This is a genomic window from Dyadobacter sp. OTU695 (genome assembly GCF_038440355.1).
Lineage (GTDB): Bacteria > Bacteroidota > Bacteroidia > Cytophagales > Spirosomataceae > Dyadobacter.
In genome coordinates this window covers 40154-58350 of the sequence record NZ_JASATN010000008.1, presented here as the reverse complement: position 1 = coordinate 58350, position 18197 = coordinate 40154, and the positions used below count along the sequence as shown (strand labels likewise).

Sequence of the window (18197 nt, the reverse complement as noted above, 5' to 3'; positions counted from 1 at the left end):
ATGAAACATTTTGCAATCCCCCTGTTGGCGGGAGCAGTGCTCTGCTGTACCCAGGCCCCGGCCCAGAAGCTGGAACATAAGGAACATGTCAGCAAGGAATTTACAATCACGCCTGGTCAGGCGGCCAAAAATGTACTCGCGATTTACAACATCAACGGGTTCATTAAAGTAGAGGGGTACAACGGCGATAAAGTGGTGCTCGAAATCGACAAGAAGATCAGGGCCAAAACGCAGGATGGCCTCGATGAGGGCAAGGCTGAATTCAAACTCGAAATCGAGCAGAATGCCGACAGCATTATCGCCTACATCGCCAATCCGTTCGACTCGCGGCCTAACCGGGGGCGGCGTAATTGGGATGGGCCGAAAATCCATTACGATTTCGAGCTGGATTTTACCGTAAAAGTCCCCTATTCGCTCAATTTGCACGTTTCGACGGTAAATGGCGGAGACGTCAATGTTAACGACGTGACAGGCTCGTTGGGCGTTCGCAATGTGAATGGGGCTATCAAGGTCGTGAATGCCAAAGGAAAGGCGGATATGCACACGATCAATGGTAATGTGGAAGTCAACTACCTGACAGTGCCTCCCGGAGAATCCGATTTTAAAACGCTGAATGGCGACATCAAGATCAGCTACCCGGCCGCGCTATCAGTCGATTGTCAGTTCAAAACATTTAACGGCGATTTTTTCACCGATTACCCCAATGTGGAACGGCTTCCGGTGAGGGTCGTCAAAAACACCGAAAACCGCGACAACAAAACCGTTTACAAGCTTAGTACCGAAACGTTTATCCGTATCGGCAGCGGCGGCCCTACCTACAAATTCGAAACATTCAATGGCAATATCTATCTTAAAAAACAATCATAGCAAAATGAAAACCCCGCGCATTTTAGCCCTCGCAGCGTTCACCGCATTTACCGTTATTTCGGCACCATTGCTGGCCCAGGGCGATTTGAAAGAACAACTGTCGATCCCCCTGAGTGACCCGGGCAAGCCTGGTACCCTGAAAGTACACCTGATCCGCGGCTCCATCCGTGTGACCGGCTATAATGGCAACCAGGTGGTGATCGATGCGACTACGAAGCAGGCCGACAAGTCGGAAAAGGCCAGGGAGAACGTGGAAGGAATGAAACGCATCTCCAAAAACGGCGCCATGGATATTTCGGCTACCGAGGAAAACAATGTGGTGAATGTGAGCTCGAAGCTGTTCAACTCGCACATGGAGCTGAATATTAAAGTGCCGATGAAATTCTCACTGAATGTCGGCACGATCAATGAAGGCGACGTGCTGGTAGAAAATGTGGATGGCGTGCTTGAAATAACGAATGTCAATGGCGATATCCGCCTGAACAATATCTCAGGCTCCGCCGTTGCCAACACCGTGAACGGTTTGCTGAAAGTGAATTTTAAAACCGTCGACACCAAATCGCCGATGGCCTTCTCGACCCTCAACGGAAACGTGGACGTGACGCTTCCGCCGACCGCCAAGTTCGATGTCAAAATCAAATCCGACCAGGGAGAGATTTACAGCGATTTTGATGTGGACGTCGAAAAAGGCGTACAGCAGGCAACCAGGACTGCCAAAGACGGAATGTACAAGGTCAGCATTGAAGACTGGGTCAAAGGTAAAGTCAACGGAGGCGGCAGCGAGATCATGATGAAAAACATGAACGGAAATATCTTCCTCAGGAAAGCGAAATAGCAGGTCCGCAACATAGCCCCACGCCTCTGACAGATCGTCTGCCAGAGGCATTTTTATTGGCCTATACGAAAAACTTATCCCCAGTACCGCGACTACTCGAATGTCGCGCCGAGCTCCGACAGCATTTTCTGCAAATCGTCGAGCTTTCTCGTCTTCACCGACGTCATCATTTGCTCGGTTGTTGCTTCCGCTGTTGCAATGGCTTCGAGGTAAATTTTCTTTCCCGCATTGGCCAGCTTCACGTACGACACCCGTGCATCGCGGCTGTTTGCTTCCCTTTTTACATACCCCAATTTCTCCAACGGCGACAACATCCGAGTGATTCCGGAGGCCGTCAATCCCACCTTTTCGGCTACGTCCGTCCGCCGTAATTTCTCGTCCTGCGCATTCGCCAGATGGTGCAGGATCATGAATTCATTCAGGCTGATCCCATGATTTTGAAGCCTCGAATCGAAGCGTTTCACGGTCAGAGTCTGCACGATTGTGAGGTTTAAAAACAGTTTCAGCTCCTGTGATATGGTTGACATAAACTTGAAATGTATTTGATTTATATTTGAATAATCAAGTATTATGCAAATATAAAACACATTTAAGTATTTGAAAAATAGCTATTTAAATATTTTTCAAATTTAAAGGATGTGGAGTTATACCCAATTGAAAGTCAGGCGGATGCCAGCGAAGCATAAGCTGGCCTAGCCTTTGTTGTCGCGTACCTACTGCACGCCCGTTGCTTGTGGAGCCGTTACGGATTGCTACCGATATTACATGCCTAACGGCACTTCATACAGACCGAACAAGTCGCACAGCGACGTAATATTGGTAGAACAACGACGCGAAGGTAACCGCCAAATCCCGTCAGAGATGCAACAACAATTACCAATAACCGGCCATCGCCAACCTGACGACCATTGACTAACAACTGACCACACCTGACACCCAACAATACCTGATGACATCGACCACAAAAAAAGCCCGCAGCAAAAATGCCGCGGGCTTCGAATTCTGATAAAGATTGGTCTAGTTAGCTCTTGCCAATTGCACTTCCAGGCGAATATCTACATTACGGTCGTTGCCGTTGTAACGCGAATTATAGCCTCCCGTGCCAATGCCGACGCCCATACCTCCGCCCATTCCGATACCGCCGCCAAGACCGATCCCGATGCGAGGGCTGAAACCCGAATTGGACGAAGACTGTCCGTCGACCTTAATGCTCAAACCCATCATCGCAGTCTCCCGGGCGTTCACATTCATGAGCGCAAAAGGGATCGCGATCTGCTCCGTGAGCTCGCCATTACGATCCATCGCGATGTGCGACTTGATGCTGCCATCGGGCCGAACCAGGTCTATCAAATGCTGGCCGTCACGGTCCTTCCAGACTGCTTCCTTGTTGTAAGAATCGAGGAGCAAATCCAGGCCGAGACTGTTGGGTAAATCGGTTTCAATCCGGCGCAATGCTTTGCGGTCTTCCTTCATCACCACCGGGAACGTCAGTGCGTAACCCTCTTTTTTCTGCCCTTCGGGACTGAAAGCGATTTTAAGGCCGCTGCTCAATATGTTCTGGATCGTGTTGGGATCTTTCGTTTTGAGCGTAATGTACACGTACTGGTCGTCGTTAATGATTCCGTATCTGAGTCGCGACCGCTGATCCTGCTGGTCGGGTTTGATTTCATCCACATAGGAGAACGGCGCATTCCATTTGGACGCATAAGGCATCGTTTTGGACGAACTGCAACCGCCGAGGGCTATTAACAGCAGCAATGACCAACTGTTTCTGATCGTTTTCATTTGTTGTTTTTATCAATTAGAATTACTCTTTTCTACAACGAAGTCCTGCAATTAATCATTACGAAAAGTTGCCATAAATCGTTGCATTTAAACCTGGGACACGTTTACGGGTGCGATGGTTGAAAGCAGTAAGTCTATTTTCTGATGAAGTTTCTCGGGCTCGAACGGCTTGGAAAGTGTGTCGTTCATACCCGCTTCCAGCGCCTGGGCCACTTCCTCCGGCAAAACGGTGGCCGAAAGCGAAAGGATCGGTGTGGTGATACGCAGCTCCTCGCGTGCGAAACGCGCAGCCTGAAAACCATCCATTTCGGGCATTCGCGTATCCATGATGATCAGGTCGAACAGCTCCTCCCGAAGCTGATCCACGGCCTCTTTCCCATTTCCGACAATCACGGCGTGCAACTGCCATGCTTTCAAGTATTTTTTCAAAAGCAATGCATTGATCGGATTGTCTTCGGCTACCAGCACTTTCTTGCCCTCGAATGGTAGCAGGTTTTGGAATGATACAACGGGCTTGGCTCCTCCTGTCTTTTCGTTAGCGTCTTGGAGGATCAATGTGAAAAAAAACTGACTTCCCTCACGGAAACGACTGTTTACTTCGAGCTCGCTGCCCATAAGCCGCACGAGTTTCTGCGAAATGGTCAGTCCGAGGCCGGTACCGCCATACTGATGCGAAGTGTTCTCGGAGGCTTGTCCGTATTCGGAAAAAATATTTGCCAGATGCTCTGCTGACATCCCTATTCCCGTATCCTCCACCGAAAACCGTATCCTGTGTCCCGCAGGCGTTTGGGACAGGTGCTCCATTTTAAGCGCTATGCTGCCGGTTTCAGTGAATTTAAGCGCATTGCCGATCAGGTTGAGCAAAATCTGGTTCAGGCGCATACCATCGACCGTTACGCATTCGGGGATGCTTTCACCGATTTCAAGCCTTAATTCAAGCTTTTTCTCATCAGCCTTGAATTGCATCAGGTCAATAATTTGCTTTCCGATCACCCGCAGGTCGGTAGATGTCGGAATGATCGAGAACTTGCCTTCGTCTATTTTGGATATGTCTAAAATGTCGTTCAGGATATTCAGCAGTGACCCGGAAGACTGCCGAAGCATATCCACCAGCTCCGTCTGTGCCTCTCCGAGCTCCGTTGCCGACAGCAGGTTTCCCAGACCGATAATGCCGTTCAAAGGGGTGCGGATCTCATGGCTCATATTGGCCAGAAACGACTCTTTCGTCTTCCGCGCTTTTTCAGCCTGCGTTTGTGCCTCGACCAGCGCCAATTCGTGCGCCTTTCGTTTTTCTACATCATGAAGATTCACAAACAGCAGCCGGTTTTTATACATAATTCTGAGTTCCAGCCACACAGGCTGCCGCAGCCGGCCATAGAACTGGTCTTCCACCACGATCGTCTCTCCGCCTGCGAAACTGCGCTTCAAAAGTACATCGCGCAGCGAGGATTTCGACGGATCGACCAGCAGATCCAGTATGGAGGTTTTGATCAGCGACGCCGGTGTAACGCCCAGAATTGTCTCCACCGACGGGTTAATAGACACGATCGAGGCGGTATCCGGCTCCACGGTGGCGATGATATCCGGCGAGTTCAGAACGATCGTCGCATAGTTTTCGAGCAGCTTGTTCTTATCGCGTATTTCGCGCTGGCTGCGCGCCAGTTTGATCAGCGAGTCGACTTTTGCATTGGTAATATAGGGATCAAGCGGTTTATAGAGATAATCTATAGCACCCGTTTTAAGGCCGCGGACGGCATAGGTAGTTTCCTTTGAAATAGCGGTCACGAAAACGATCAGGATCTCGCGGGTCTTCGGGTTGGAAAAAAGCGTCTCGGCGAATTCAAAACCATCCATTCCGGGCATTTGCACGTCCACGAGGGCAACGGATACTTCATTTTCCCATACAATGCGCAGCGCTTCATTAGGCGACGTCGTGGTGTATATTTCAATGTCGTCCCGGTTCAGGATGGCTTTCAGCGAGATCAGGTTTTCCTCCCGGTCGTCCAGCAGCAAAATCTTTGTATTATCCATGGGTTATTCGTTGAGTAGCTATTGAAGAATATTATTCATTATCGAAGAAGGTTTCCATCAATCATTATCTGATGGCCCCGTTCGTGGTCCCTGATCATCTGATCTTCTGATAAATGTTCAAGCTGCTATCGATCACTTTAAAGTTTTCTTCCAGCCCCGAGTAGCGCAACGTTTCGCGCTTTCCGAGGCAAAGAAAACCCAACATGCTGAGACTGTCATACAAAAGCCTGAATACTTTTTGGCGGAGTTCCAACGTAAAATAGATCATCACATTACGGCAACTGATAAACTGGAATTCATTGAAAACACCGTCGCCGGTCAGGTCATGCATTGAAAAAACAATATTACGTCGCAATTCGGGCAATATGACCGCCTTGTTGTAAGCTACATGATAGTAGTCCGAAAGCGAATGCTTGCCGCCCGCCGCCAGATAATTTTCCGAGAACGTCCGCACATTTCCGAGCGTAAACACGCCCTCGCGCGCGGCCGTGAGCACTTTATTACTCAGATCCGTGGCGTAGATCAGCGAGCGGCCCAGGAAGCCCGCTTCCTGAAGAAAGATGGCCAGCGAGTAAGCTTCTTCGCCCGAGGCGCAACCGGCAACCCAGAAACGCAGGGTCGGATACGATTCGAGATAAGTGAACACCTCTGTACGCACTTTCAGAAAGAAATCCGCGTCGCGAAACATCTCTGAATAATTGACGGTCAATTCCTGGATCAGGGCGTATACCGCGCTCCCGCCCTGCTCTATATGTAACAGTATTTGCGGGAAATCCATTTTGTGGTTAGTCAGGTACCTGCTGGCCCTCCGAAGCAGCGACGGCCTCGCATAGCCCGAAAAATCGAACCCGGATATTTCCCTGATCCGCGCAATGAGTATCTCCAATTGCGGATATTCTATCAGCACCATTCTACTATGCGTGTAACCAGACCTTGATCAGCGAAAGCAGCTTGTCAACGTCCACAGGTTTTGAAATATAATCGTTGGCACCGGCTTCGAGGCATTGCTCGCGGTCGCCCTGCATGGCTTTCGCCGTCACGGCTATAATGGGGATATTAGTCCATCTGCTCTGTTGCCGAATGCGGCGCGTTGCTTCAATACCGTCCATTTCGGGCATCATCACGTCCATCAATATCAGTTCTATCTCCGGATTGTCTTCCAGCTTGTGGATCGCCTCTTTACCGTTGGCTGCGATTTCTATACTAAAACCTGCCTCTTCCAGCACAGCGCTTAATGCGAAAATGTTACGCATATCGTCATCCGCAAGCAGCAGTTTCTTGCCTGTAAAGTGCAGTTCCGAATTGACGATCGCATTGCTGAACGACTCTTTTGGTACATCCGGCTCATGAGTCTTAGGCTGTATCTTTTTAAGGAATAGCTTCACCTCATCAAGCAGCCGCTCGTTAGACTTCTTCGTTTTGATCACCACCGGGTGCGCATATTTCATCACGCGCGCCAGGTCCGCCTGCGTGAGGTCTTCGGCCGTGTTCACCACCACAGGCAGCTCGTTCCATTGCGCGTGATCCTTGATCTTATCCAGAAGATCCAGTCCGTTCATGTCTGCGAGCCTCACATCCAGGATAATACCGTCCACCCGGTCCGATTCGAGTATATGGAGTGCTTCGGCGGCCGAATAGGCATATAGCACGAAAATATGGTTACCGGCCAGAAAGTCGCCCAGGTATTTGCTCTGAAAGGCATCATCTTCAATAAGCAGAATCCGGTGCTGGTCAAGGTTCTTTCCTTCCAGTTTTAATGCCGTAAAAATTTGCTGGGCCGAACGCTCATCCACCGGTTTCTGCATAAAACCGATGGCCCCGTTTCTGACCATTTCTTCATTAAAATAACTCCCCGACGACACTGTATGTACGGGGATCAGGCGGGTACGTGTATCACTTTTCAAAGCCTTCAAAACTGCTTCGCCCGGTATATCCGGTAAATGCATGTCCAGAATGATCGCCGTCGGATTAAATGTGCCCACCATTTCCAATGCTTCACGGCCATTGGTCGCTATTTGCACCGCAAAGCCGCTAGCCTGTGCCTTCGCGGCCATATCCGCGGCGAAAATGGCATCGTCTTCGACCAGCAGCAGACGACGCTCCCTGCCATTTTCGGATGCCGCCAATTTTAACGGCGGTTGTTCCGTATTAACCGTTTCAACGACTGCTTCCTGCTGATTACCAGCCGGCTGCCCATCCGTTTCCGTCAGATAAGGTATTTTCAAAGTGAATACCGAGCCTTCTCCCGGCACACTTCTCAGCGAGATCGAACCGTTGAAAAGGCCTGCAAGCTCGCGGCTGATCGATAGGCCCAGACCGGTTCCTCCGTATTTGCGGCTTGTAGAGCCATCGGCTTGCTGGAAAGCTTCGAAAATCGAGGCCTGCTTTTCGAGCGGTATGCCAATGCCGGTGTCCGCCACTTCAAAATGCAGCCGACCTTCTTCTTTCGAAATCAACAAGGAAACCTTGCCTGGCGCGGAGGTGAATTTTACCGCGTTGGAAATCAGGTTGCGCAGGATCTGCAAAAGCCGGGTATGATCCGTAAACAGCTTCTCAGGACACGACTCAGCCTTTTTCACCTCCAGAACAAGGCCTTTGTTCTCGGCTACTTTATGGAATGTGTTTCTTATTTCCGCCAGCACCGATTCCGTACTGATATTTTCATGTACCAGTTCAATCTTTCCGGCTTCCACTTTTGCCAGATCGAGGATATCGTTGATCAGCGTCAGCAAATCGTTTCCGGAATTGTAAATGACCGACGCATACCGTTGCTCGTCCTCGCTCAATCGTGCCCCTTTATTTTCACCTAAAATGCGCGATAAAATCAGGATGCTGTTTAATGGCGTGCGCAACTCGTGGCTCATATTAGCCAGGAACTCGCTTTTGAAACGTCCGCTCCTTTCAAGCTCGTCGGCTTTGATCTGTATCTGGTCACGAGCTTCTTCGATCGTGCTTTTCTGCTCTTCGAGCATGAATGCCTTTTCTTCCAGCTCGGTATTGATCTGTTTCAGTTCCTCCTGCTGGACGCGCAACTCCTCCTCGGACACCTGCAAAAGCGAAGTCTGGCGCGTCAGCTCTTCGTTAGTAACCCGCAACTCCTCCTGCTGGCTTTCAAGCTCCTCGGCCTGCAATTGTGTTTTTTCGAGCAGCTCATTGGCAGTCTCCCGCGCACGCGCAGCCATAATCGCCACCGCCACATTGTCCGAAACCATATCGAGTAACTTGATCACTTTCGCTTCCGGCTCTTTCAAATAACCAACCTCGATCACCGCGGCGATTTCTCCTTCAAAAGCGATATTTTTCAATAACACCACGCCCGGTGCCGAGCTGCCCGTTGCAGTCCTGACCTGCAAATGGCCCGCCGCCACATCCAGTCGCCTGATATTGCCCTTATCGGCAGCAAACTGCCCCAGCATTCCCTCGCCAAACGGTATGAAGGCAGGCGCTGCTTCCGGCGCGGAAACGCCGTAAAGCGCGGTTCGTTCGAGCATGTCGCCGGAGCGCGTCACAAGGTACATGGCTGATACCTGGGACTCCGTCACGTCCGCCAGTTTGCTCAACAGCCTTTCTGAAAGCTGAGCCGGCGTAGGTTCGCCGCGGACGGCGCCAGACACCTCTATGGCCGCGTTCAGTATCCAGTTCTTTTCCTGATCCTCCAACCCAAGCTGCTCCAACTGTTTGTTAGCCAGTTGCATAGCTTGTTCGCCGGCAAGCTGGGCGAGGTAAGTTTTTCGGATAAAATAATATAGTAGAAAAATCACCAGGAAAAACAGCCCCGAACCGATCACAATATATTGCTTGGCACGTGCAGAGCTCATAGTAGCCAGCTGCTCACGCTCGGCCAGCAGCCCCTCCTCCACATTCTCAATTCGACGAAAGCTGAAATCGATCTTCAAGGAAACATCCTTTCCCTGTAACACAGTCCGCTGGATCGTATCGATACTGTATTTTTCGGCTTTCAGTATTTCATATTGCCGGTTCATAAGCCCCACTCTCTTTTCGAGCAGCTCGGACAGAGAATCTACCCTGGCACTCTGCGCTTTGTTATCTTCTACAAGTTTGCGCAATGCCGCAAGGTCGTTCCAAATCTCCCGCGAAGCTTCCAGATAGCTCGTTTCAAACGCCCCATTCCGTGTAATAGCAAAGCCGCGGACATTCGCTTCCGCTGTAAGCAAACGGTTTTTAACGGCCGTAGAAACCCGCATTACCTCGCGCGTGTGATCCACCCAGCCGGCGTTTTCCTGCTGTATGAGGATTGCATTGTAGGACACATAACCTACCGCGAGTACTAAAAGAATTGAAAATGAGATTCCAAGTAAAACCTGGCGCTGAAATGTGAATTGCATAAACGTTGAGAGCGCGTAGAACTGGTGCTTAATATCAATTGGGGTAATAAACGGAAAAATAATGCATTTTGGACGCATTCCTGCCCTATACAGCAGATTTTAACTGTATTCCACCCATTCACTCAACTCGTCTTCCAGCGTAATCAGCACCCCGCGCGACTTCTTTCCGCTCTCGGTGAATGTCTTAATCAGCTTCTTTAAATGCCTGCGGGGTTCGTCGGCGCTGTTTCCGCCCACAAAAGACATAAAGATATACCCACCGTCGGGCTGCTGAACGATTCTGTCTATATGGAGCATTTTGCCTCCGGGAACGAGTAGTTCTTTGTTTACCTGAATATGGTTTTCATCCTGGTAGAGCACTTGCAGGGAAGGATCTTGCAGGAGTGAAAGGGTCAGGGTTTCGATCTCCCGGGTCTCCTTCCGGGTAAAAATCCCCTCGCCGACAAGCTTTTCCAATGCTTCGGGGAGATCCGAAATGGTTTTCAGCCTCGTCAGCAGGTACCTCATTTTTTGCAGCCTGTCGTGGCGCGGCTCAAACGTTTGAACGTCGAAGATGCGGTCGGCCATCCGGCGCAGGCGCAGCGACTCGGTACGGTCGTTGCTTAATATATTTTTCAGTACAAAAGGGCTCGTCCCTACGCTCACATGCGCATGCCTGAGCCCGCCCGACGCGTCGGAAATTACGTATTTTGAGATAGTTTCATCCCAGGCGGGCGTAAAACCTTCCTGGTTCAGGTAATCGCGCAGCCAGTGATTGATTTGTTGCCCCGACTCCCAGCGCCGTTCCCGCTTCGCCAGCACGTAAAGCCGCTGCACCGGCCTGGTAAATGCGACGTAAAGCAAGTTCAGGTTCTCGATCAGCGTCCGCATTCGTTCCTCGCGGTACTGCTCGCCTACTACCGTGTTTTCAAGTTCTTTCACTACGGAAACCATCGAGCTCCGCAGTTTGGCATGCGTATAATTGGGTTTATCTTCCAGTTTGATCTCGTCATAATCAACGTCATCCATGTCGACCCACAGGTGGTCGAGGCGCGCATTGGGCGATACTTTCCATTGGGCATAGGGAATGATCACGACGGGGTATTCCAACCCTTTTGATTTGTGAATGGTGGTAATGCGGATAGCATCTGTTCCTTCCGGTACTGTAATAGAGAACTTGTATCTGGCCGATTCCCAATAGTTCAGAAAATCGCCGAGGTGATTGCTCTTCCGGTTGCCAAATTCCAGCACCACATCCAGGAAGCGGAACAGGTATTCGCTTTCGAGCTGTCGGGTGAAAAGCCCGAATTGCTGCATCAGCAGCTCGGTGAGCTCAAACACCGAAACCTGCCGCATTTTGAAAGAGGTAATGCTGATGTCCCATTTCCTGAAATATTCGAGGAAACTGTCGAGCCCCCGCGCCTCACATAGTAGCCTGATCTCCTCGTATTCGTGCGGGGCGGGGTTCTGCCGGCGGATGACCTGATGAAACAGGTAGGCCGCCTCATACCGTGCTAGCCGGTGGTCCGAGCTGTGGAGTACCTTCATGAACGAGATAATGAAATGCACCGACCGCGAATAGGCCAGCGACAACGCATCGTCGGAAATGAGCGGGAAGCCGGCTTCTTTCAGCGTGTTGGCCAGGGTGGTCGCCTCTTTTTTCTTCCTGCACAAAATAGCAATATCACGCCAGTAATAACCTTCTGCGCGAAGCCCCCTTACGAGTTCGAGCGCCCGTCGGGATATCTGGTCCGACGATGATTCCTCTGTACCCTCTTCCGTGGCTTCGTTCATTTCCAGAAACTCGATTTCTACATGACCGCCCTCGCTCACCCCGTCGGGTATTTCCTGGCTGAAATGCTCGTCGTATACCTCGCGGATGAGCGGGTATTCATCACCCAGCGAATCGGCAATGAAGCCGAAAAACTTGTTATTGAACTCGGTAACTTCCCGGAAACTGCGCCGGTTGGTTTTGAGGTGATTGATATTCAGGGAGTTGTCCAATGCAAACAGCCGCTCATCGTTAAACGGGCTATTGCCCAGAATGCTTCCCAACCGCATTACCTGGTTCTGCGCCAGGTACAGTATCAAATCCATATCACCTCCCCGGAAACGGTAAATCGATTGCTTCGCATCGCCCACAATCAGGTTGAAAAAACCGCCCGACAATGCGTTCTCGATCAACGGCAACAGGTTCGCAAATTGCAGCTTAGAGGTATCCTGGAACTCGTCTACAAGGATATGGTTATACTTTTCTCCTAACCTTTCAAAAATGAAGGGTACCGGCTCCCGGGCGACGATGTCGACGATCTTCCGGTTGAAATCCGAAATGTGGACCTGGTTGTTCTGTCTGAGCAGCGCATCGAACTCTTTCCGGATCTCGCCCAGAAGCGACAGGTTATAAATATGCCTGTCGAGCTGATTGTAAAGCGTAATCTTGCCCGTTTCTGCCGAGCGTATGTTTTCGATCTGGTGGAAATAGTTTTCCAGGTCGGTGCGAAGCCGCTCTATTTCGTCCCGGATCGGCGCGGGTGTTTTGGCACCGTACCACACACCTTCACCGATGGTTTTGTAAACGTAAGAGTTAGGCTCCATCCAGAGCTTTTTGCCCTCCGCCCGGTCGCGGAAATAGCCGTAAATGCCCCTGCCGCTCTGGTGGAAGTCTTTTTCACTTAAATAGGTAGATTGGATCAGTTCAAATGCATTTTTCGCGTCTTTGGTCATCATTTCCTCTCGCCCGCGTACGAAGTCGCGCATTTGCCTGCGTACGGCGATCCAGTCTTCCATTTTCAGGTCTTCCACGCGCTTCATTTGCATATAGCTCTGCTCGCTCAGCAAAGTACCCGCCGTGTCGCGGATCTGCATCGGCAATGCGCCCCAGTTCTTGCCTTCCTCAGCATTCTCGCGGTAATATTTCTCGACAATATCAGTCAATACTTCCTCGCCCTCCTGCCCGATCCTGGCCAGCAGCCTGTCTACCGCGTCGTCGAGCAGGTCGCCGTCAAGTTGTGTTTCAAATACAAATGGAATGCCTAGTTCATCGGTAAAACTACTGATCAACCGCTGCGTGAACTTGTCGATCGTCATCACCGAGAAGTCGGAATAGCGGTGCAGGATTTGCCCGAAAACCATCTGTGCACGGGCGGCAATCAGCTGGCATGCGCCCGCGAAAAGCCCGGTGTCGTGTTCTGTATCGGGGTACATTTCTACCACCACATCGCGCATCATCGGATGCGGCTTCGCATCGGTTTCCGTATAGGCGGAAAATGTGCGGAGCATCAGCAGAATGCGGTCCTTCATTTCGTTGGCCGCCGCATTGGTGAATGTCACAGCCAGAATATGCCTGAAATATAACTCCGAATTGGAATGCAGGGCGAGTTTGAGGTATTCTTTGGTAAGGGTATAAGTTTTCCCCGATCCTGCCGATGAACTGTAGACTTTAAACACTTTGCGCCGGTAATAGGTGAAGCGAGTTGAAACCGCGTATCAAATTAAATAAAAAAAAGCAGGCGTAAACCTGCTTTTCGTATGCTTGAAAGAAGTATTCTCAGAGATTGAAGCGAAGACCGGCCGAAATGTTGGGGCTCAGATAAAATGGCCTTCTCAGCAATTCGATGTAGGTGCCGCCTTCCAGGAACACCGAGATACGGTTGTCAGGAATGTAATATTCAAAACCGCCCAGCACCGAACCACCCAGGGTAAGGGCTTTTTCATAATCGCCGTTTAGCCGTTTGGGATACGAGCGGCGGTTGTTGATCTGCCCGCCGAGGCCGTAATACACATGCACCGCCTCCGAATTGAACAATGGTGTGTGCCACAAATAATGCATTTGGAGCGAAACACCCGTGTTTTTGTAAATACCGTCATCGCCGCGGTATTTTCGGTCGTTGCTCAGGATACCGCCATAGGTGCCTATTGTCACGTCGATGGCGTGGATGTTGTTGAAGTACTTCCGGATGTTGACGCCGGTGGGTTCACCGAGTTTGAAACCTACCGCCCAGTTGTCGTATTGGGCGTGCGCCATTCCGAAGCAAAGTGCGCAAATAAAAGTTAAGGCTAATTTCTTCATAGTTAATTAAAATCGGGGAAATGTTCCGGGAACGCTGAAACAACAGCTATGCAATAACGTTCCTGGACTGGAATTTCTTTAATGATTCGATCAAAACTTCGTTTTCTTCTTTCGTTCCTACCGTAATCCGCAGGCAACCTTCGCATAAATGTACGCGCGAACGGTCACGCACGATGATCGTTTCACGGATCAGGTAGTCCATCACGTCCTTTGCGTCTTCAAACTGCACGAGCAGGAAGTTGGCGTCCGTGGGGTGGATTTTAACGACGATAGGCAAGCTTTGCAGCATTTCGGTCAGTGCCTGGCGTTGTTCGAGAATGTCGGCCACCATTTTGTCCTTCTTCTCGATGCCGTTCAAACCTTCCAGCAACGCCTGCTGTGCGGGCAAACTGATATTATAAGGCGGTTTGATCTTGTTCAGAATGCGGATCAGCTCCGGTGAGGCAAAACACATGCCTACGCGGATGCCCGCAAGGCCCCATGCTTTGGAGAATGTCTGCAATACCACCAGGTTAGGGTATTTATCCAGGTGCCGGATCCAGGAAGGCTCGCTGGTGAAGTCGATATAAGCCTCGTCCACCACCACCAAACCGCTGAAATTTTCCAGAATAGTCTGAATGGCATCGTACTGCATAACATTACCCGTCGGGTTGTTCGGCGAGCAGATCCAGATGATCTTCGTCAAAGGCGTTACTGCATTCAAAACAGCTTCCGTATCGATATGGTAGTCGTTTGTGAGTGAGACCTTGTCGATTTTCACATCATGAATTGATGCGCTTACCTCATACATGCCGTAGGTGGGCGGCAGAATGATCACACGGTCCTGCCCGGGCGTGCACGTGGCGCGCGTGAGCAGATCGATCGGCTCATCGCTGCCGTTTCCGAGGAAAATACGGTCGGGGCTCACCTGTTTGATCGGGCCCAGTTTCTGTTTGATTTCGGCCTGATAAGGATCGGGATAGCGGTTATAGCGCTCTCCCGTCACCGACCCGTACGGGTTTTCGTTCGCATCCAGAAATATCCCTACATGCCCGGTGTATTCGTCTCTTGCGGATGAATACGGGGCCAGCGTGAGAATGTGCGGGCGAAGGAGTTTGTTTAAATCGAAACTGTTATTCATACTATGGAAAGTTACGGCGGTCGCCGTGTGTGGATTCTAAATCTTTTTGAAGAGCCTTGAATCGAAATTCAGCGGTGCTATGTCGGTAATTTTGAGGGAAAGAACGTCCGGATGCATCGGATTAACGAGGTAATTCTGCTCGGCCTGGACAACCACCGACGGTACCCGCAGCAAAAGACTATTACCCGCTTTCAACCACGAGTCCCCTATTTCCTTGCTCCATTGCTCGTCTTCGTACCATTCAGGCACGAGATAAGGAGCGGTTACGCTTGCGACATTGTCAGGGATTTCCAGGGAAACGATCACGTAATTGGGAGGAGTCACCGTTTTGTGCCAGTGCACGAGTACTTCCAGCATGGCCAGCGAGCGGTGTGAAGAAGTATAAAGCATGGCGTTTCTCGGAGTATTCCATCGTCCTCCATTATAGAAAGCCCCTATTCCACTCAAATCATCCTGATATTCCGATCTTGTTATCCTGAATAGCTCCATTAAGCGAAAATACCGTGTTCCATGCGCCCTAATTCGGTTTTGACCAGCTCAATACCCGCATGGGTCCGTAAAAAGCTGATCGGTTTCTCACTACCCAGCGCAGGCACCTCGTTGTTCAGCCAATCGAGGAAGTATTCTTTACCCAAAACCCGGTTCCCCACAGAGAACAGATCGGCCAGGGCGATCAGATGATCAGAAACAACATTGCTAAGCAGATCAATATCATTGTAACGCTGCAAGTTCCTGGAAGTAACAGGCAAAAGCGCTATCACATCTTTAATATCCATTCCGATAGAATCAGCAAGATGCTGGATAGAAGCTTTCGGAACGCCGTTTTCGGCCAGGTAAGCCAGGTCGAAGTCATTTTTCACAGCATGTTTGAGGGTTTCGTAACCTCCCAAACGTTCGTTTACCATGTATGCTGTCATTTCCGTGTTTTTTAAGGCCGTTGAAATTTGTCCTCTAATTTAGGACAAATTTCCCGGGCTTAAAATTTTTTCACAAAAGATTTTTCAACCGAATGCTCACTGCGTTCTTATGGGCGTCGAGTGATTCCGCAGCTGCCATCGCTTCTACCGTAGGTCCGATATTGCGGATGCCTTCTTCCGTAATGTGCTGAACGGTGATTTTCTTGACAAAACTATCGACGGAAACCCCGCTGTAAGCCCTTGCATAGCCATTCGTAGGCAATGTATGGTTGGTACCCGACGCATAATCTCCACATGATTCGGGCGTATAGTTGCCCAGGAAAATTGAGCCGGCATTGTAGATCTTCTCCGTCACCTCTTCCGCATTGCCAATGCTCAGGATCAAGTGTTCGGCGGCATATTGGTTGAGCATTTCAATGGCTTCCTCCTCTGTTTCGACCAGAATCGCCTTGCTGTTCGCCATCGCCTGGGCGGCCAGCTCTTTGCGTGGAAGTACTTCCAGTTGTTCTGCTAATGCGATATTCACCGAGGCAAGCAATTTTTTACTGGTAGAAACCAAAAGTACCTGGCTGTCCGCACCGTGCTCCGCCTGGGAAAGCAAGTCGGCGGCTACGAAGCAGGGTAATGCCGTATCGTCGGCGAAAATGGCCACTTCCGAAGGTCCGGCAGGCATATCAATCGCCACTCCTTCTTTGCTGATCAGCATTTTAGCCGTGGTAACATACTGGTTTCCAGGTCCAAATATTTTGTAAACCTTTGGAACACTTTCCGTACCATGGGCCATTGCGGCTATCGCCTGCGCACCACCAATGCGGAATGCCTTGGTAACGCCCACCAGTTTGGCAGCATATAAAATAGCCGGGTGGTCGGACGGCGTACAGAGCACAATCTCCTTACAACCAGCGATTTGAGCCGGAATACCCAGCATTAAAACCGTACTGAATAAAGGTGCCGAACCGCCGGGAATGTAAATCCCTACCTTCTCGATCCCTACGCTTTTTCGCCAGCAGGTAACACCGGGCATCGTTTCCACCTTCTCTGGTGCTTGGAGCTGCCCTTTGTGGAATTTGTAGATATTCTCGTAAGCCTGACCAATCGCCGCCTTCAATGTCTCGTCCAGCCTGTTGGCCGCTTCGGACATGTCTTTTTCCGAAAATGCGAGATCGGTCAGTTCAATTTTGTCGAATTTCAGGGCGAGGGCTTTAATGCCCGCGTCGCCTTCATTCTTCACTTGTTCGAGTACGGGCATTACCCGCGATTCGATATCCTTTGCTTCCAGAACGGGCCGGGCCAGCAATGCAGGCCATTGTTCCTTTTCCGGAAATGGAATGATATTCATAATGTCAGAATCAAACCCGGCATTCCCGGGGCATTTTATACAATCATTTTCTCGATCGGGATCACCAGGATTCCCTCCGCACCCGCCTGACGGATCTTTTCGATATTCTCCCAGAATTCGTTTTCGTTGATCACCGAATGCAGCGAGCACCAGCCTTCTGTCGCCAATGGCAGGATCGTCGGGGAACGCATACCCGGGAGGAATTTGGTAATATTCTCCACCGCATCCACAGGGCAATTCAGCAAAATATACTTGTTGTTCTTCGCCATCTGCACCGACTTGATACGGAACAAAAGCTGGTCCAACAGGTCTTTCTGAACATCCGAAAGGTTCTTGCTGGCGATCATGACTGCCTCCGAGCGGAAAATCGTCTCCACTTCTTTCAAACCATTGCTCAGCAACGTGCTGCCCGAGCTTACGATGTCGCAAACCGCATCGGCCAGGCCAATGCTCGGCGCGATTTCCACCGACCCGCTGATTTCGTGGATATCAGCCTTAACATCATGAGATTTAAGATATTGTTCCAGCAAACGCGGGTAAGTGGTTGCAATGCTCTTACCTTGCAAGTCCTGCACGCCATTGTACTCAGCCTCGCGTAAAACGCCGATCGACAGGCGGCATTTCGAAAAGCCCAGCTTGTGAACGGTATCCACGTCCTTGCAGGATTCTTCCGAAACATTCTCTCCAACGATCCCCAGATGTGCCACGCCGTCTTCCACGTAACCGGGAATATCGTCGTCGCGCAGGAAAAGGATTTCGGCAGGAAAGTTCGTCGCGTCGGTTTTGAGCTTACCTGCACCGTTGTCGAAACGGATCCCGCACTCCTTGATCAGTTTAAGAGAATCTTCACTAAGTCTGCCCGATTTCTGGATGGCAATCCTTAAAATATTATCATTCATAAAGTTATAG

Annotated in this window: 14 protein-coding genes; 2 read left to right on the top strand and 12 right to left on the bottom strand. The window is 50.4% G+C overall.

What is annotated here, in order from left to right; all coding sequences use genetic code 11:
• Together AAHB90_RS16310 and AAHB90_RS16305 are read left to right on the top strand one after the other, a co-directional pair.
• The gene (locus AAHB90_RS16310; protein ID WP_342086275.1) at positions 1–867 is read left to right on the top strand and encodes a DUF4097 family beta strand repeat-containing protein; all 867 of its coding nucleotides are present in this window, start codon (positions 1–3) and stop codon (positions 865–867) included.
• Between the two features lie 4 nt (positions 868–871).
• Positions 872–1702, top strand: coding sequence for a DUF4097 family beta strand repeat-containing protein (locus AAHB90_RS16305; protein WP_342086274.1), 831 nt, complete (start codon positions 872–874; stop codon positions 1700–1702).
• 92 nt (positions 1703–1794) lie between these two features.
• Here the strand turns inward: AAHB90_RS16305 and AAHB90_RS16300 are convergent, their stop codons facing one another.
• The 12 genes from AAHB90_RS16300 to hisG all read right to left on the bottom strand — a co-directional run bounded on the left by AAHB90_RS16300 (position 1795) and on the right by hisG (position 18187).
• Positions 1795–2229, bottom strand: a complete 435-nt coding sequence (locus AAHB90_RS16300; protein WP_342086273.1) for a MarR family winged helix-turn-helix transcriptional regulator — start codon at positions 2227–2229, stop codon at positions 1795–1797.
• A 490-nt stretch (positions 2230–2719) separates the two neighbouring features.
• Positions 2720–3487, bottom strand: coding sequence for a hypothetical protein (locus tag AAHB90_RS16295; protein WP_342086272.1), 768 nt, complete (start codon positions 3485–3487; stop codon positions 2720–2722).
• 87 nt (positions 3488–3574) lie between these two features.
• Positions 3575–5518, bottom strand: coding sequence for a response regulator (locus AAHB90_RS16290; protein WP_342086271.1), 1944 nt, complete (start codon positions 5516–5518; stop codon positions 3575–3577).
• Positions 5519–5612: 94 nt separating this feature from the next.
• Entirely contained in the window at positions 5613–6428 is an 816-nt protein-coding gene (locus AAHB90_RS16285) for a CheR family methyltransferase (RefSeq protein ID WP_342086270.1), read from the bottom strand.
• A 4-nt stretch (positions 6429–6432) separates the two neighbouring features.
• Complete coding sequence (locus AAHB90_RS16280; RefSeq protein ID WP_342086269.1) at positions 6433–9864, bottom strand: response regulator; 3432 nt, start codon at positions 9862–9864, stop codon at positions 6433–6435.
• A gap of 99 nt (positions 9865–9963) precedes the next feature.
• Positions 9964–13290: a UvrD-helicase domain-containing protein gene (locus tag AAHB90_RS16275; protein WP_342086268.1), complete on the bottom strand. Its 3327-nt coding sequence runs from the start codon at positions 13288–13290 to the stop codon at positions 9964–9966.
• Positions 13291–13390: 100 nt separating this feature from the next.
• Positions 13391–13912: a hypothetical protein gene (locus tag AAHB90_RS16270; protein WP_342086267.1), complete on the bottom strand. Its 522-nt coding sequence runs from the start codon at positions 13910–13912 to the stop codon at positions 13391–13393.
• Between the two features lie 46 nt (positions 13913–13958).
• Positions 13959–15032, bottom strand: coding sequence for a histidinol-phosphate transaminase (hisC, locus tag AAHB90_RS16265; protein WP_342086266.1), 1074 nt, complete (start codon positions 15030–15032; stop codon positions 13959–13961).
• 36 nt (positions 15033–15068) lie between these two features.
• Positions 15069–15521 (bottom strand): RES family NAD+ phosphorylase, encoded by a 453-nt coding sequence (locus AAHB90_RS16260; RefSeq protein WP_342086265.1) that lies wholly within the window; start codon positions 15519–15521, stop codon positions 15069–15071.
• Entirely contained in the window at positions 15521–15949 is a 429-nt protein-coding gene (locus tag AAHB90_RS16255) for an antitoxin Xre/MbcA/ParS toxin-binding domain-containing protein (protein WP_223401441.1), read from the bottom strand. The genes AAHB90_RS16260 and AAHB90_RS16255 overlap by 1 nt, the downstream gene beginning before the upstream one ends.
• A 70-nt stretch (positions 15950–16019) precedes the next feature.
• Entirely contained in the window at positions 16020–17288 is a 1269-nt protein-coding gene (gene hisD, locus AAHB90_RS16250; protein WP_342086264.1) for a histidinol dehydrogenase, read from the bottom strand.
• Between the two features lie 35 nt (positions 17289–17323).
• The gene (gene hisG, locus AAHB90_RS16245; RefSeq protein WP_342086263.1) at positions 17324–18187 is read right to left on the bottom strand and encodes an ATP phosphoribosyltransferase; all 864 of its coding nucleotides are present in this window, start codon (positions 18185–18187) and stop codon (positions 17324–17326) included.
• Positions 18188–18197 lie beyond the last annotated feature (10 nt).

Coding starts and splice junctions, on each gene's coding strand:
- AAHB90_RS16310 (WP_342086275.1), top strand. CDS start 1: ATGAAACATTTTGCAATCCCCCTGTTGGCGGGAGCAGTGCTCTGCTGT.
- AAHB90_RS16305 (WP_342086274.1), top strand. CDS start 872: ATGAAAACCCCGCGCATTTTAGCCCTCGCAGCGTTCACCGCATTTACC.
- AAHB90_RS16300 (WP_342086273.1), bottom strand. CDS start 2,229: ATGTCAACCATATCACAGGAGCTGAAACTGTTTTTAAACCTCACAATC.
- AAHB90_RS16295 (WP_342086272.1), bottom strand. CDS start 3,487: ATGAAAACGATCAGAAACAGTTGGTCATTGCTGCTGTTAATAGCCCTC.
- AAHB90_RS16290 (WP_342086271.1), bottom strand. CDS start 5,518: ATGGATAATACAAAGATTTTGCTGCTGGACGACCGGGAGGAAAACCTG.
- AAHB90_RS16285 (WP_342086270.1), bottom strand. CDS start 6,428: ATGGTGCTGATAGAATATCCGCAATTGGAGATACTCATTGCGCGGATC.
- AAHB90_RS16280 (WP_342086269.1), bottom strand. CDS start 9,864: ATGCAATTCACATTTCAGCGCCAGGTTTTACTTGGAATCTCATTTTCA.
- AAHB90_RS16270 (WP_342086267.1), bottom strand. CDS start 13,912: ATGAAGAAATTAGCCTTAACTTTTATTTGCGCACTTTGCTTCGGAATG.
- hisC (WP_342086266.1), bottom strand. CDS start 15,032: ATGAATAACAGTTTCGATTTAAACAAACTCCTTCGCCCGCACATTCTC.
- AAHB90_RS16260 (WP_342086265.1), bottom strand. CDS start 15,521: ATGGAGCTATTCAGGATAACAAGATCGGAATATCAGGATGATTTGAGT.
- AAHB90_RS16255 (WP_223401441.1), bottom strand. CDS start 15,949: ATGACAGCATACATGGTAAACGAACGTTTGGGAGGTTACGAAACCCTC.
- hisD (WP_342086264.1), bottom strand. CDS start 17,288: ATGAATATCATTCCATTTCCGGAAAAGGAACAATGGCCTGCATTGCTG.
- hisG (WP_342086263.1), bottom strand. CDS start 18,187: ATGAATGATAATATTTTAAGGATTGCCATCCAGAAATCGGGCAGACTT.